Here is a 13,027-nt window from a genome sequence, read left to right as displayed (position 1 = left end):
TATAAAAAGAAGAGCACAGGCCTCATGGCGCTGTGCTCTTTTTAAGTTTACTCATATTCTGGAGTGATTGTCTGGATTGTGCCATCCTCGTTATACTTTAACTCACAGTACTTAACATTTCTTCTGTGGTTGATACCCTTTGAAATCTCGCAGTCATGATAGAAGAGATATGACTTGCCGTGATACTCTACGATAGAGTGGTGTGTTGTCCATCCAAGTACTGGCTCTAAGATTCTGCCCTGATATGTGAATGGACCGTATGGGTTATCTGCTACCGCATATACGATATAGTGTGTTGTTCCTGTTGAATAAGAGAAGTAGTACTTTCCATTGTGCTTGTGCATCCATGGATCTTCAAAGTATCTTCTGTCTTCATCGCCTGCAAGAAGCTCGTTGCCGTTCTCATCAAGGATTACTACATCTGAAGGAGCCTTTGCAAATTCGCTCATGTCATCCTTCATAGGAGCTACCTTTGGCCATACAGCATGCTCGTTCTTAGCTGGTTCTGTGCCGTTAGGATCAAACTTTCCTGTACGGTATTTCTCTAACTGGCCGCCCCAAAGTCCACCAAAGTAGATATAAACCTGTCCGTCATCATCGATGAAAGAGCATGGGTCAATACTAAAGCTACCTGGAATACATTCTGGTCTTGGCTCGAATGGTCCTGCTGGATTCTTGCTTTCTGCAATACCAAGTCTAAAGTTTCCTTCTTTGTCTCTGGCTGGGAAGATTAAGTGATATACTTCATCCTTTAATACACAGTCTGGAGCCCACATCTGGCTGCTTACCCAAGGAACATCGTCCTGATGTAAAACCATTCCATAGTCTGTGACTTCGTCACTGTCTTCACTCATTGAAAATACGTGATAATCTTCCATCTGATACTCATCACCATTGTCGTTATCCTCTCCGTTGTGAGGGATGTCATGTGAAGGATAGATAAAAATCTTGTCCTCGTAAACATGAGCTGATGGATCAGCTGTGAAAAGTTCAGTAATTAGGGGTTTGTTTTGTGTCTTCATTATACTCTCTTTGTCTCCTGTAAATTTTTTAGCCCTTAACGGCTCCAGCTGTAAGGCCATCTACAATCTGGTTAGAGAAAGCGCAATATACAATGATGGTTGGTATGATTGCGATGATGATGGCTGCAAACATCTGTGAATAGTTTGTATTATAAGGTCCAACGAATTTTGAAAGAGAAACAGGAAGTGTTTTCTTCATATCGTCAGATATAAATACCATTGCAAGTAAAAGTTCGTTCCAGTTTCCTACGAAAGTCATAAGACCTGTAACGAAAAGTCCTGTCTTTCCAAGTGGAAGACAAACCTTAAAGAAAATCTGATAAATCGATGCGCCATCGATGCAGGCACTTTCAATAAGCTCGTTTGGCATTCCCTCAAAGAAACCAACCATGATAAAGATTGTGATTGGTAGAGAGAAAGTCAAATATGGAAGAACAAGACCTGTAAGGCTGTTTGAAAGACCAACCTTTGCAAAGCGTGTGAAAAGTGGAATCAAAACGCAGTGTACAGGAATCATCATTCCAGTAAGGAAATAAACAAGTGCTAAATGTGAAAACTTCCAACGTAAACGTGCAATGCCAAAGGCTGCCATGGAACCAATAATCATGCTAAAAAGAAGTGTTACAACGCAGACAATAAATGAGTTAAGTGTTGCGATGCCAAGCTTTCCGGCAGTCCATGCAAAGGTGAAGTTTTCCATTGTAGGATTTTGTGGTAATGCGAATGGAGCGGTAAATATCTCCTTATTTGTTTTGAAGGCTACATTAAAAGTCCAAAGCAATGGAGCTAAATAAAGGACAGCCATGATTACCAAAAAGATGTAAATAATAATTTTCCAAACTGACAATTTTTTCATTTCTAAAACCTCCTACATCTCATATGGCTCGGTCTTTACAACCTTGTTTATAAACAGTGTTACAGCTAAGCAAAGCACAAGGAGTAAAACGCCGATTGCACTGGCATATCCATACTTGAAATACTTAAAGCCCTGCTGATAAAGGTGTGTTGCAAGAACCTCTGTCTTGTGGTTTGGACCACCTTCAGTCATGTTGAAAATCATGTCGAAGAATTTCAAAGAACCGATTGCGTTAAGTGACATTGCGGTTGCAACCATAGGACGGACGAGCGGGAGAGTGATATATCTAAAGCTCTTAGCCTTGCTGCAACCATCAATGTAACTCGCTTCATATAAAGACTTGCTGATTCCTGAAATCTGGGCCATGTAAAGCATCATAGACTGACCTACATACTGCCATAAAGCTACAAATGCGATTACCCACATTGGAAGGATGATGAAACCTTTTGTATCCATAAGCCAGAGTGGTCCTTCCATTCCAAGCTTCTGGAGAAGCTGGTTGATACCAAGCTTTGGACTGAAGATGAACATCCATAACAGACCAAGAGCTGCAGAAGAAAGAACACATGGTAAATAGATGATATTTTTGAAAAGGTTTCTTCCTTTATCTATATTTGTAAGAAGGGCTGCTAAGAACAGACCCATAATAAGCTGAGTTACACAAGAATAAATCAGAAAGAATACAGAATTCTTTAAGGCAATCTTCAATGTCTTATCGCCAAGTAATCCCTGATAATTTTTTAATCCAACCCATTTTGCTGGTGTCAAAGCGTTGTAATCACAGAATGAATAATATACAGATTGACAGATTGGAATAAACAGAATGAATGTAAACAGAATTAATGCTGGTGCCATGAAAATTACGATGGCTTTTTTATTTCTAAGTAATTTATCCATATCTTATTTTCCTTAATTTTCTTATTAATAGAGCCTAAAAAAGTTTAAAAGAATAGGGGCGCAGGGAAGTTGCGCCCCATATACAATAAAGGTATTGAAGAAAAAGAATGTTATCGGCAGTTTGCCTGGTAGAACTCTTCCATATCTGTAGCAGCTTCTGCTGGTGTCATATCACCAAGGAATACTGATACCATTGTGTCATCGAAGTGTGAGCCTGTCTCTGTTGTAGGCATTGACTCGTTGTAGAATCCGAATGTACCCTTTGCGTTCTCAAAGATGTCCATTACGTATGCAAGCTGAGCAGGTGCTGCTGAAGCATCATATTCAACCTTTGTTACAGGAATCTTTCCACCAACTTCTGCTGTGTACTTCTGAGCTGTGTCGTCTGTGAAGTACTTCATGAATGCAGCGCAAGCCTCAGGAGACTTTGTCGATGAGCTCATGCAAAGTGAATCAGACTTAGCAATAAGTCTCTGTACACCAGGGAACTGGAATACACCACACTTAGACTCGAACTCTGGGTTCTCGCCGTTGATCTGTCCGATTGCCCATGAACCCTGAATAAGGATAGCAGCTTCTTCGTTGTAGAAGTTTGCTGTAGCAACATCGTTTGTGTCACCAGCTGCTGTTGGCTGGAAGTACTTAGAAAGGTCAAGAAGCTTTGTTGCAGCTGCCTCAAGCTTTCCATCCTCCCAAGAAGCAGAACCATCTGCAAGCTTAGAAAGGTCTACGCCTTCAGCTTCGCAAAGGTAACCAGCTACCATTGAAAGGCACCAAGCTGTACCAGCTGAAATTGTGATTGGTGTAAATCCTGCTGACTGAAGCTTGTCGCAAGCGTCAAGCATCTCATCCCAGTTTGTAGGAACTTCAACGCCAGCCTTTTCGAACATCTCTGTGTTATAGAAGCAGCAAGCTGCAGCTGTGTTAAGAGGTACAGCGTAAATCTTGCCGTCATATGTCTGCTGTGTGAATACCGCATCACTTGTAAATGTGTCTTTCCAACCATCTGCAAGATAGTCATCAAGTGGAGCAGCGATACCAGGTGCTACATAATCTGTAAGCTGTGGACCTGGGCTGACAATAAATACATCAGGTGTTTCCCCTGCAGCTACCAATGCATTTAACTTGTCATAGTACTCTTCGAGGTTTGTTGTAACAACGTTGACGTGATACTGACCCTCATAATCCTTGTTGAATCTTTCAACGTTCTCCTTGTATCCAAGAGAGATAAGATCCTGTGTGGCATCCAAATCATCCCAGAACATCCAAGTGATTTCCTGAACACCATCTGCTGAACCATCAGAGCTAGAAGCTGAATCAGATGATCCGCCTGATGCACCGCAACCTGTGAAAACAGAAGCGATCATCATTGCTGACATTAAAGTCGCAATTAATTTCTTTTTCATTACGTCTCCTCCTTCTTTTTGACAAATGTAAAGCCCCCTATTTGCTTTTGTGTCGCATTTGTCTGTTAACTGTTTTGGTACTTTCAATTTAACACACAATTTGAACACAATCTTCAAAAATGTTGTTGATTAGTTATCAAAAATTGCTCAAGTAGAGATAATTCTTGCTCAAAAATTGTACAATTTTACTAAAAAACATTCTTAGAAAATGATAAAATGAACAAATTAATGGATTTTGAGGAGCAATTATTTGAAAAAACTTGATTTTAGGGCAGATAAGCGCAAAAATTATAACGGAAATTAGTTATCAATTATTGCCTTGGCGGAAAAGGCGTTTTTTAAGGGAGAAGAATTATATGATAGAAAGCTTAGACGGCATCTTTGAGACCGTGAATTATAAGCAAAGTACGGGGCTGAAACTCTACGACAATACACAATATGAAGATTATCCTATGCACTGGCATCCAGCTATCGAGATTGTCATGCCAGTTGAGAATGGATATAAAATGGTTTTTTCTAATTCGGAGGTAGAGCTTAGAGAGGGAGATATCTGTATCGTTTGTCCAGGGTGTGTTCATTCTATTATTGCGCCGCCTACAGGACGCCGTATTATTTTCCAACCTAACACCACGACTCTTAGATTTATGAGAGAGGTGGAGATTTTATTCTCTATAATGTCACCCTACTGTGTTATCACCCCAGAGGAATATCCGGATATTCATGGCACAGTTAAGGAAATGCTTATTAACATTCGAGAGGAATATATGGAGAATAATCCATTCTCAGAGGTGAATATCTATAGTCAGCTTCTTAAGATGTTAGTACTAATAGGAAAGAACTATTCTAATAATAACGTAAAAGCGGATTATAATCCTATTGTAAAAGAAGAGTATGCTCCTAAGTTTATGGAGATTTGCGATTACATCAATGCTCACTGTGCAGAAGATCTTAAGCTTGATGATATTGCTGACATGAGCGGCTTCAGTAAATTCTATTTTGAGAGATTGTTCAAGCAGTTCACAGGCACTAGCTTCTATAAATATGTAAATCAAAAAAGAATTGCTAAGGCACAGGAGCTTTTAGTGGAGCCTGGTGTATCAGTAACGGATGTGGCTTTGAATTGTGGGTTCACATCGATTTCCTCTTTTATCCGTATGTTTAAAATACAAAAAGGCTGTACACCTACAGAATTTAAGAGTATGTATTGGTCTGATGTGAAAAAGGCATAAAAAATCCCTTCGGGGATTTTTTTTATTGGGGTGTTGACAGTGTGAATGCCATAGTGTACTATACACATAGTACACGAGTACAGAGGTACACATGGAGGAGTATACATATGCAATATGATTCGAAAACGCCTATTTATATGCAGGTTATCGATGCGATAAAGCTTGATATTATAAATGAGCGAATCAGGACAGGTGAAAAACTTCCTTCCAGCCGTGATCTTGCGGTACAGTACACTATCAATCCTAATACTGCAGCAAGAGTTTATCAGGAGCTTGAACGCGAGGGGGTTTGTTACACCAAAAGAGGAATGGGCACATTCGTGACTGAAGATGAATCAAAAATTAAAGAATGTCGTCATGAAATGGCTCAGGGTTGTCTTAATGATTTCCTTAAGAGTATTTCAGAACTTGGAATATCCAGGGAAGAGGCAATCGAAATGATTAAAACAACTAAATAGTGGAGGAAGGATTAAAAATGTTAGAGAGCTTTGAGGTTACAAAAAAATTTCTCGGCAAGACAGCGGTAGATGGGATTTCTATTAAGCTTGAGCCAGGACATATTTATGCAATGCTTGGCCCAAACGGAAGCGGTAAGACAACATGGATGAAAATGGCAGCAGGCCTTATTAAGCCAACATCTGGTGTGATTAAATACAATGACCAGCCAGTAGGGGTTAGTAGCAGAAATGATATCGCTTACATGTCCACTGAGCCATATTTCTATGACTGGATGACAGTTGGTGATGTTGGAAAATATTATGAGGATTTCTTCAAGGACTTTTCAATGGAGGCTTTTGATGAAATGCTTCAGGAGATGGATCTTGAGAAGAAGCTTAAATGTAAAGAGCTTTCCTCTGGTATGCTGGCAAAATTGAAAGTAGCAGTTACCATGGCAAGAGATGCAAAGGTTTATATGCTTGATGAGCCACTTAACGGAATCGATCTTCTTGCAAGAGATGAGGTATTAAATGCAATCATCAGACATGCAGGAGAGGATAAGGTACTTTTGGTATCAAGTCATCTTGTAGAGGAGCTGGAGTCAGTTGTTGATTATGCAATCTTCATTAACAAGTCACATCTGGCAGGTGTTTATGAGGTAGAAGAATTGAGACAGAACCAGTGCATTTCTTTGGCAGATAAATACAGAGAAGTTTATGGTGCTGCTGAAATGGGAGGTACTTGCTAATGGGAGCATTAATTAAATACGAATTTAGAAAATCATGGAAGATGAAGGGACTTGTCCTTTGCTTCACAGCCTTCTTTGAACTACTTTTCCTTTTGGGAATCTGGAGATTGAATGAAGATTTGCTTGCAGCATCTTGCACTGGTCTAGTACTTACTACTATTTGTGGATTGTTCCTTATTGGAGTATACGGAATTCACATTCTTAGTAAGGACATCAATACAAAACAGAGCTACATGTTATTTATGACACCTAACAGCAGCTACAAAATTTTAGGTGCAAAGGTAATAGAAAACTGCGGCTCAGTACTTGTTTCGGGAGTATTTTTTATAGCCCTCTCTATTTTAGACATGATGCTTTTAGTTGTCAGATATGATGATGTGCAGGGTCTTATAGATTTGATGAGCGTAGCTATTACAGGTGATGTTGGAAATTTCAATTACCAGGGATTTGGAATGGCTTGCTTCGATGGAGTTATGGGTTGGGTATATCTTATCTGCCTTGGATATCTTGCAGTAGTTATCTGTGCAACATTATTAAAGGGAAACAGATTTAACGGATTACTCAGCTTTGTTGCATTTCTTGTTATTTCGCTGGTTGTTAATCACATTCACGATGCAATCTACGGAGACCTTTATATTTATTCAATGACAAGACTTATTTCAAATGTTGGTTTTTATGCTTTACTTACCTTGTTATTCTATTTGATCACAGCGTGGATCATGGATAATAAACTTTCAGTGTAACACTAGTTATGGAGGATGATATTTTTTATGGAAACAGTTAAGAAGATTTTTGGGAAAATTGGACGCTTCTTAAAGAAGCACGTTAAGCTTGTGATTGCCCTTGTGATTGTTTTGGGAATAGTCGGCTATGTACGCTATAGCATGACAAAGGCGCAGAAGCTTATGGAAGAGCAGGCAAATCAGCCTGTTACAGCCACAGTTGATCAGATGGATTTGACAAAATCTGTTAGTGTTACAGGAACACTTACCGCCACAGATACAGCAAAGGTTACATCTACAATCGGTGGCACAATGACTGGCATCAAGGTTAAGAAAATCAACTATGAGGTTGGTGATTATGTAGAGGCTGGTGCTGTTGTAGTTGAATTTGATGGCGATGACTATGACAGAAAGATAGCTGAGCTTAATGCACAGTACAATATCGAGAACAAGCAGGGCGATGTAGACATTTCTGATTTACAGAAGAAGATTAAGGATGCTCAGGATAAGATTGAGGAAGATCAGAAGTGGCTTACAGACAAGGAATTATATTATAAGAACTTAAAGGATGCACATGACAAATATAATGAGCACCCAGAGTATCAGGATCGCAGAGACAGATATAACAGCGAGTCTCAGATTTGTTTAGAGCGTTTCAATCTTACTCTTGAAGGCTACGAGGCAAAGGAAGATGAGGTTAAGTCTTTACAGGACTCAATCATCATGTATCAGAATCAGATTGAACTTGCACAGCTTAAGCAGGCATTTAACCAGAACTATACTCAGGTAGATGCAAAGGAAGATGTATACGAAAGCAAGGATGCTACACATGTTTCAGCACCTATCTCAGGTTACATCATTACAATGAACGTAACAGAGGGTAATAACTATGCTCAGGGTAATACCGTATTTACGATAGCAGACACAAGCGAGTTTGTTGTTGAGGCTACAGTTAATGAGTACAACATTGCAAACATTGAGACAGGTCTTCCTGCAAAGGTAAAGTTCGAAGCTACAGAGGATGAGACTTTTGATGGCGAAGTTACCTTTGTTTCCCTTGCATCTGAGGGTGTGATTGGTGCAAATCAGCAGTCAACAGGCAGCAATGTTGCTTCTTATAAAGTAAAGATTAAGATGAAGGATAATGACAAGAGAATGCGTGTTGGTATGACAGCCAAGGCTAGCGTTATTATCGATTCAGCAAAGAATGCTCTTTGTGTTCCATACGATTGCATCCAAAAGAAGGATGACGGTAGCTTCTTCGTAAATGCTGTAGAGGATGACGGAAAGAAGAAAGAAATCAAGGTTACAAAGGGTCTTGAGAGTGATTACTATGTAGAGGTTAAGGGTGAAGGTCTTAAGAAGGGCATGACTGTAGAAGCAGTTGTAGCTGATGGACCAAGTACAGATATTATGGATTACATGTATTTCGATTAGGAGGTTATTATGGCAGAAAATACTATGCTTGACCTTCGCAATATTCATAAAAGCTTTTTTATTGGGACCCCTAACGAATTTGAGGTACTTCATGGACTGAATTTTACAGTTAAAGAGGGAGAGTTTGTCTCCATTGTTGGGCAGTCTGGTTCAGGTAAATCTACACTGATGAACATCATCGGTGCTTTAGACAGACCTACATCAGGGGAATACTCTCTTGATGGAATAGATATTGAGAAGGCTAAGGATCACGAGCTTTCAGCACTTAGAAATAAAAAAATAGGATTCGTTTTTCAGACCTACAATCTTATTGCAAGAACAAGTGCTTTGAAAAATGTAGAGCTTCCTATGATGTATGCAGGAATGGGAAGAGCAGAACGAACAGAACGCGCAAAGATGCTTCTGGAACAGGTAGAGATGACAGACAGAATGATGCATAAACCTGATGAGCTATCAGGTGGACAGAAGCAGCGTGTGGCAATAGCCAGAGCTATGGCCAATGACCCAGCTATCATTCTTGCTGATGAGCCTACAGGAGCTCTTGATTCTGCTACAGGTCGTTTGATTATGGATATCTTCCATAAGCTTCATGAGGAGCAGGGCAAGACAATCGTTCTCATCACTCACTCTCCAGAGCTTTCACGTGAGACAGAGCGTATTATTACTCTTAAAGATGGCAGCATCATAGGAGAGTCAGCTGGAAGCTGGACTGGATTAAAAGAAAAGGAGGGCGAATAATGTTATTTACAGAGAACGTCCTCGTAGCATTATCAGGACTTAAAGCAAATATAATGCGTTCCTTGCTTACTATGCTTGGAATTATTATCGGTATCGCATCCGTAATTGCGATAATGACTGTTGGTAACTCCATTACCCTTATTGTCAATTCCACCATGCAGGGCCTTGGTGCAAACAATATTCAGGTAGCTATTATGCAGAAGACTGATGATGAAGGCGAAGAATCAGGAATGAATTATGGTGGCTATGCCAGAGATTTAACTGATGAGGACCTTATCACCAAGGATATGCTTAAGGCTCTTACAGACGAGTATAAAGATGATATCAAGTATGTCATGCTTACAGAGCAGGTAGGAGATTATTATTCTACAAGTAAGGTTAGCCAAAATGGTAAGGATGCCAAGGTTCAGATTGTAGGTTATAACAAGGACTACATGGAATTCAATGATAAGGAAGTACTTGGTGGACGAAGCTTTATCACTCAGGATTATAAAGAAGGAAAAGCAGTCTGCATGGTTTCAGACAAGCTGGTTGAACGTCTTTATAAGGGCGACAACGATGCAGTCATTGGCACAGAGATTGAGGTAGTCAGTGATGACGGCACATTCAATGATTTTTATGTTGTAGGCGTATATAAATACGTAGCAGAATCACTTTCATTTGGTGAGTCTGACAATCCTAAGACAGAGGTACTTGTTCCTCTTAATACTGCTAGAAAGATTAATCACACAGCAAACAAGGGCTTCGAGTATTTTATGCTTGTTACATCTGTGAACACAGATAATAACACCTTTGTTACAAAGGTTAGAGATTTCTTTAATGTAAATTTCTATTCTAGAAATGATGCCTTTGAGATTGCAGCAGTAAGTATGGATTCTATGATGGATTCATTAAATACTATGATTAGCATGATTAAGCTTGCTCTTTCTGTAATCGCCGGAATTTCCCTTGTGGTTGGTGGTATCGGTGTTATGAATATTATGCTGGTATCTATCACAGAACGTACAAAGGAAATCGGTACAAGAAAAGCTCTTGGTGCTACCAACGCATCAATCCGTCTCCAGTTCATTACTGAGTCAGTGGTTATTTGTGTAATTGGTGGTATCATTGGAATCGTCCTTGGCGTAGGTCTTGGTATATTGGCTGTTAAGCTTATGGGATATGACGCAGTGGTATCTGTTTCAAGCGTTGTCATTGCAGTTGGATTCTCAATGGCTATAGGTATTTTCTTCGGATACTATCCAGCTAATAAGGCAGCTAAGCTCAACCCAATCGATGCTTTGAGATACGAATAGCCCTAAAGTATTGATTATGTGTTAAATATTATTGAATATAATGTGAAAAAATAAGGATAAGCCCCTTTCTGTGCTAAAATCCAATTGTGGGATAATACACAGAAAGGGGTTTATATGCAAATTTCTATAGGAACATCGTTAAAATCGGACGTTGAAGCAGCTGTAGCTGAAGTATGTTCTAAGGCTGGTTCACCTAAATTATTAGTCTTATTAGCTTCTTTCGATCAATTTGAGAAAGCGGCAAAAATTATTTCGGATAGGTATCCTAATGTTCCATTGATTGGTTCAGGAACAATTTCATATTATGATACATCATCTGACAAGAGAATGATGCTTTTGTCTTTTGGAAGTGATGTGGATGCAGAAGTTGGAGTAATCCGCAATCTTTCAACTGCACCGATGTTTGATGTTCCTGCAATGGAAGAGAAGGTTTCGAAAATCCAAGCTGGTGATAGTAATACGATTTGCCTTGAATTCTGTACGAATGACGAGGAACGTCTTGTAACTACATTGAACGTAGCCTTAGAGCGAGCTCGTATTCCTATCGTAGGCGGAACTGTATTTGGATATCCTGCAGGATATACTCCAAAGGTATTAGTAAATGGACAGCTTTACGCTGATGCGTGCTGCTATGCTCTTATAAAGAATAAGTCCGGAAAGATTAGAACTTATTCCGAAAATATATATGGTCCAATGGATTGTCCTGTTACACATATTGCTACAAAGGTTAATCTTGGTGTTAAGGAATTGGTTTCTTTGGATGGCCGTCCAGCAGCAGATGTTTATTGTCAGGATGCAAATGTTAGCCGCGGTGAAATTGTAGATAACGTATTAACGAATCCGTTGGGACGAGTTATTGGTGATCAGATATTCATTACCAGCCCATATGAAGTTGGTGCAAATGGTTCGTTAATCAGCTATAAGAAGATTAATGAAAATGATGCCATTCAGGTTTTGGAGCTTAAGGATTATGATGCGATTGGCTCAGAAACACGTCGAAAGATTAGAGATGAAAACAGTCGAATTTCGCTCATCTTTTCGGTAAATTGTATTTATCGTCATCTACTATATTCAAATAAGGGCTATCTTGACACCTTTATAGGAGAAATGAAATCTGTTGGCCCACATGTAGGTGTTGTTGGTGGTGGAGAGCAGTACAAAAAGCAGCATGTAAACCAGACTATGGTTTGCGCAGTGTTTGAATAAATGCTTTGTATTTCGAATAGACGGAGGTGCAAGATGGGATTATTCGGAAGAAAAAAAGAAGTAGAACAGCCAGTAGTTGATAACGCTGAAGGTGCCGACAAGAAGGTCGATATGAGAAGCCGCATGAAGGCAATTCGCGAGGTTGGTAGATTTTCAATTGAGCAAAAGGAAAAGCTGCAGCAGGAAGAGGCAAATACAATTGCTGGTATTGATACAATCGGTGAGTCATTTTCAGTTGTTGAGGAAAAGTACACCAATATCTCTGATTCAGTAAATGGCTTCAAGGCGCAGTTCCAGACAATCGAAGAGATTACAAATGCTTTTGATGATATTGTAAAGAAGCTTGTTGTGACAGCAGATGATTCACATAATGGAATGGAAAAGGTTGATCAGAGTACTGGAGATGTATCAGCTACCATCGCAGAGGTGGAGGAAGTGTTTGCAGCATTCCAGAAGAGCTTTGATGATATTCGTGAGAAGGTAGAGCAGATTGGTGGCTTTGCAAAGCAGACAAATCTTCTTGCTCTTAATGCATCAATTGAAGCAGCCCGTGCTGGTGAGGCAGGACGAGGCTTTGCCGTTGTTGCTGACGAGGTAACAAATCTTTCAACCGAGATTCAGAGTGTTGTTACATCTGTATTTGATAGTATGAAGGAGCTTGATGAAAACAATAACCGTCTAGTAGAGTCGGTAGGCCATACAAAGGAAGCTATCGAGACATCACACCAGAGAGTTGTTGAGACGCAGGAGGTTGTTGGAAATATCAAGACTGTAGCTGATGAGGTTACAGAGCAGAGTGAGCAGATGGGTGAGGTATTCCAGAATTGTGAGACTTCAATCAATTCAATCTCTGATAACATTGACGATTCAAGAAGATACTTTGATACAGTTACAAACGATATCTCAGATATCAAGACCTTGATTACCCAGAAGGGATTTATGTTCGAGGATATGAACCATGTTCTCGAGCAGATTGCACCGCTTACTGATTTATAAAATATCCTTCTTGAAAAGTTGAAAGGGACTATGCACT

Annotated in this window: 13 protein-coding genes; 9 read left to right on the top strand and 4 right to left on the bottom strand. The window is 39.7% G+C overall.

The window, feature by feature from the left end; genetic code table 11:
- Positions 1–47 precede the first annotated feature (47 nt).
- The 4 genes from BLP54_RS07535 to BLP54_RS07520 form a co-directional block, all read right to left on the bottom strand.
- Positions 48–1,022 (bottom strand): glycoside hydrolase family 43 protein, encoded by a 975-nt coding sequence (locus tag BLP54_RS07535; RefSeq protein ID WP_090168299.1) that lies wholly within the window; start codon positions 1,020–1,022, stop codon positions 48–50.
- A 28-nt stretch (positions 1,023–1,050) separates the two neighbouring features.
- Positions 1,051–1,878 (bottom strand): carbohydrate ABC transporter permease, encoded by an 828-nt coding sequence (locus BLP54_RS07530; RefSeq protein ID WP_090168296.1) that lies wholly within the window; start codon positions 1,876–1,878, stop codon positions 1,051–1,053.
- A 12-nt stretch (positions 1,879–1,890) separates the two neighbouring features.
- Complete coding sequence (locus BLP54_RS07525) at positions 1,891–2,775, bottom strand: carbohydrate ABC transporter permease (RefSeq protein WP_090168294.1); 885 nt, start codon at positions 2,773–2,775, stop codon at positions 1,891–1,893.
- Between the two features lie 110 nt (positions 2,776–2,885).
- Positions 2,886–4,181 carry an ABC transporter substrate-binding protein gene (locus tag BLP54_RS07520; RefSeq protein WP_090168289.1) on the bottom strand — a complete coding sequence of 432 codons (1,296 nt, stop codon included), beginning with the start codon at positions 4,179–4,181 and terminating at the stop codon, positions 2,886–2,888.
- 356 nt (positions 4,182–4,537) lie between these two features.
- Between BLP54_RS07520 and BLP54_RS07515 the strand changes: the two genes are divergently transcribed.
- The 9 genes from BLP54_RS07515 (at position 4,538) to BLP54_RS07475 (ending at position 12,990) form a co-directional block, all read left to right on the top strand.
- The gene (locus BLP54_RS07515) at positions 4,538–5,410 is read left to right on the top strand and encodes a helix-turn-helix domain-containing protein (RefSeq protein ID WP_090168285.1); all 873 of its coding nucleotides are present in this window, start codon (positions 4,538–4,540) and stop codon (positions 5,408–5,410) included.
- A gap of 107 nt (positions 5,411–5,517) precedes the next feature.
- The gene (locus BLP54_RS07510; RefSeq protein ID WP_090168282.1) at positions 5,518–5,868 is read left to right on the top strand and encodes a GntR family transcriptional regulator; all 351 of its coding nucleotides are present in this window, start codon (positions 5,518–5,520) and stop codon (positions 5,866–5,868) included.
- A gap of 17 nt (positions 5,869–5,885) precedes the next feature.
- Positions 5,886–6,596 (top strand): ABC transporter ATP-binding protein, encoded by a 711-nt coding sequence (locus BLP54_RS07505; RefSeq protein WP_090168279.1) that lies wholly within the window; start codon positions 5,886–5,888, stop codon positions 6,594–6,596.
- The gene (locus tag BLP54_RS07500) at positions 6,596–7,339 is read left to right on the top strand and encodes a hypothetical protein (protein ID WP_090168275.1); all 744 of its coding nucleotides are present in this window, start codon (positions 6,596–6,598) and stop codon (positions 7,337–7,339) included. The genes BLP54_RS07505 and BLP54_RS07500 overlap by 1 nt, the downstream gene beginning before the upstream one ends.
- Before the next feature lie 27 nt (positions 7,340–7,366).
- The gene (locus BLP54_RS07495) at positions 7,367–8,755 is read left to right on the top strand and encodes an efflux RND transporter periplasmic adaptor subunit (protein WP_176754502.1); all 1,389 of its coding nucleotides are present in this window, start codon (positions 7,367–7,369) and stop codon (positions 8,753–8,755) included.
- Between the two features lie 9 nt (positions 8,756–8,764).
- Positions 8,765–9,493, top strand: a complete 729-nt coding sequence (locus tag BLP54_RS07490) for an ABC transporter ATP-binding protein (protein ID WP_090168271.1) — start codon at positions 8,765–8,767, stop codon at positions 9,491–9,493.
- Positions 9,493–10,788: an ABC transporter permease gene (locus BLP54_RS07485; protein ID WP_090168270.1), complete on the top strand. Its 1,296-nt coding sequence runs from the start codon at positions 9,493–9,495 to the stop codon at positions 10,786–10,788. The genes BLP54_RS07490 and BLP54_RS07485 overlap by 1 nt, the downstream gene beginning before the upstream one ends.
- A 114-nt stretch (positions 10,789–10,902) precedes the next feature.
- Positions 10,903–11,994 carry an FIST C-terminal domain-containing protein gene (locus tag BLP54_RS07480; RefSeq protein ID WP_090168268.1) on the top strand — a complete coding sequence of 364 codons (1,092 nt, stop codon included), beginning with the start codon at positions 10,903–10,905 and terminating at the stop codon, positions 11,992–11,994.
- A 33-nt stretch (positions 11,995–12,027) separates the two neighbouring features.
- Positions 12,028–12,990: a methyl-accepting chemotaxis protein gene (locus BLP54_RS07475; protein ID WP_176754501.1), complete on the top strand. Its 963-nt coding sequence runs from the start codon at positions 12,028–12,030 to the stop codon at positions 12,988–12,990.
- The last annotated feature ends 37 nt before the right edge of the window (positions 12,991–13,027 follow it).

The organism is Pseudobutyrivibrio sp. 49 (genome assembly GCF_900100545.1).
In the GTDB taxonomy this organism is placed as follows: Bacteria; Bacillota; Clostridia; order Lachnospirales; family Lachnospiraceae; genus Pseudobutyrivibrio.
The sequence above is the reverse complement of the archived record's forward strand: the minus strand, read 5'-3'. Positions and strand labels throughout refer to the sequence as shown.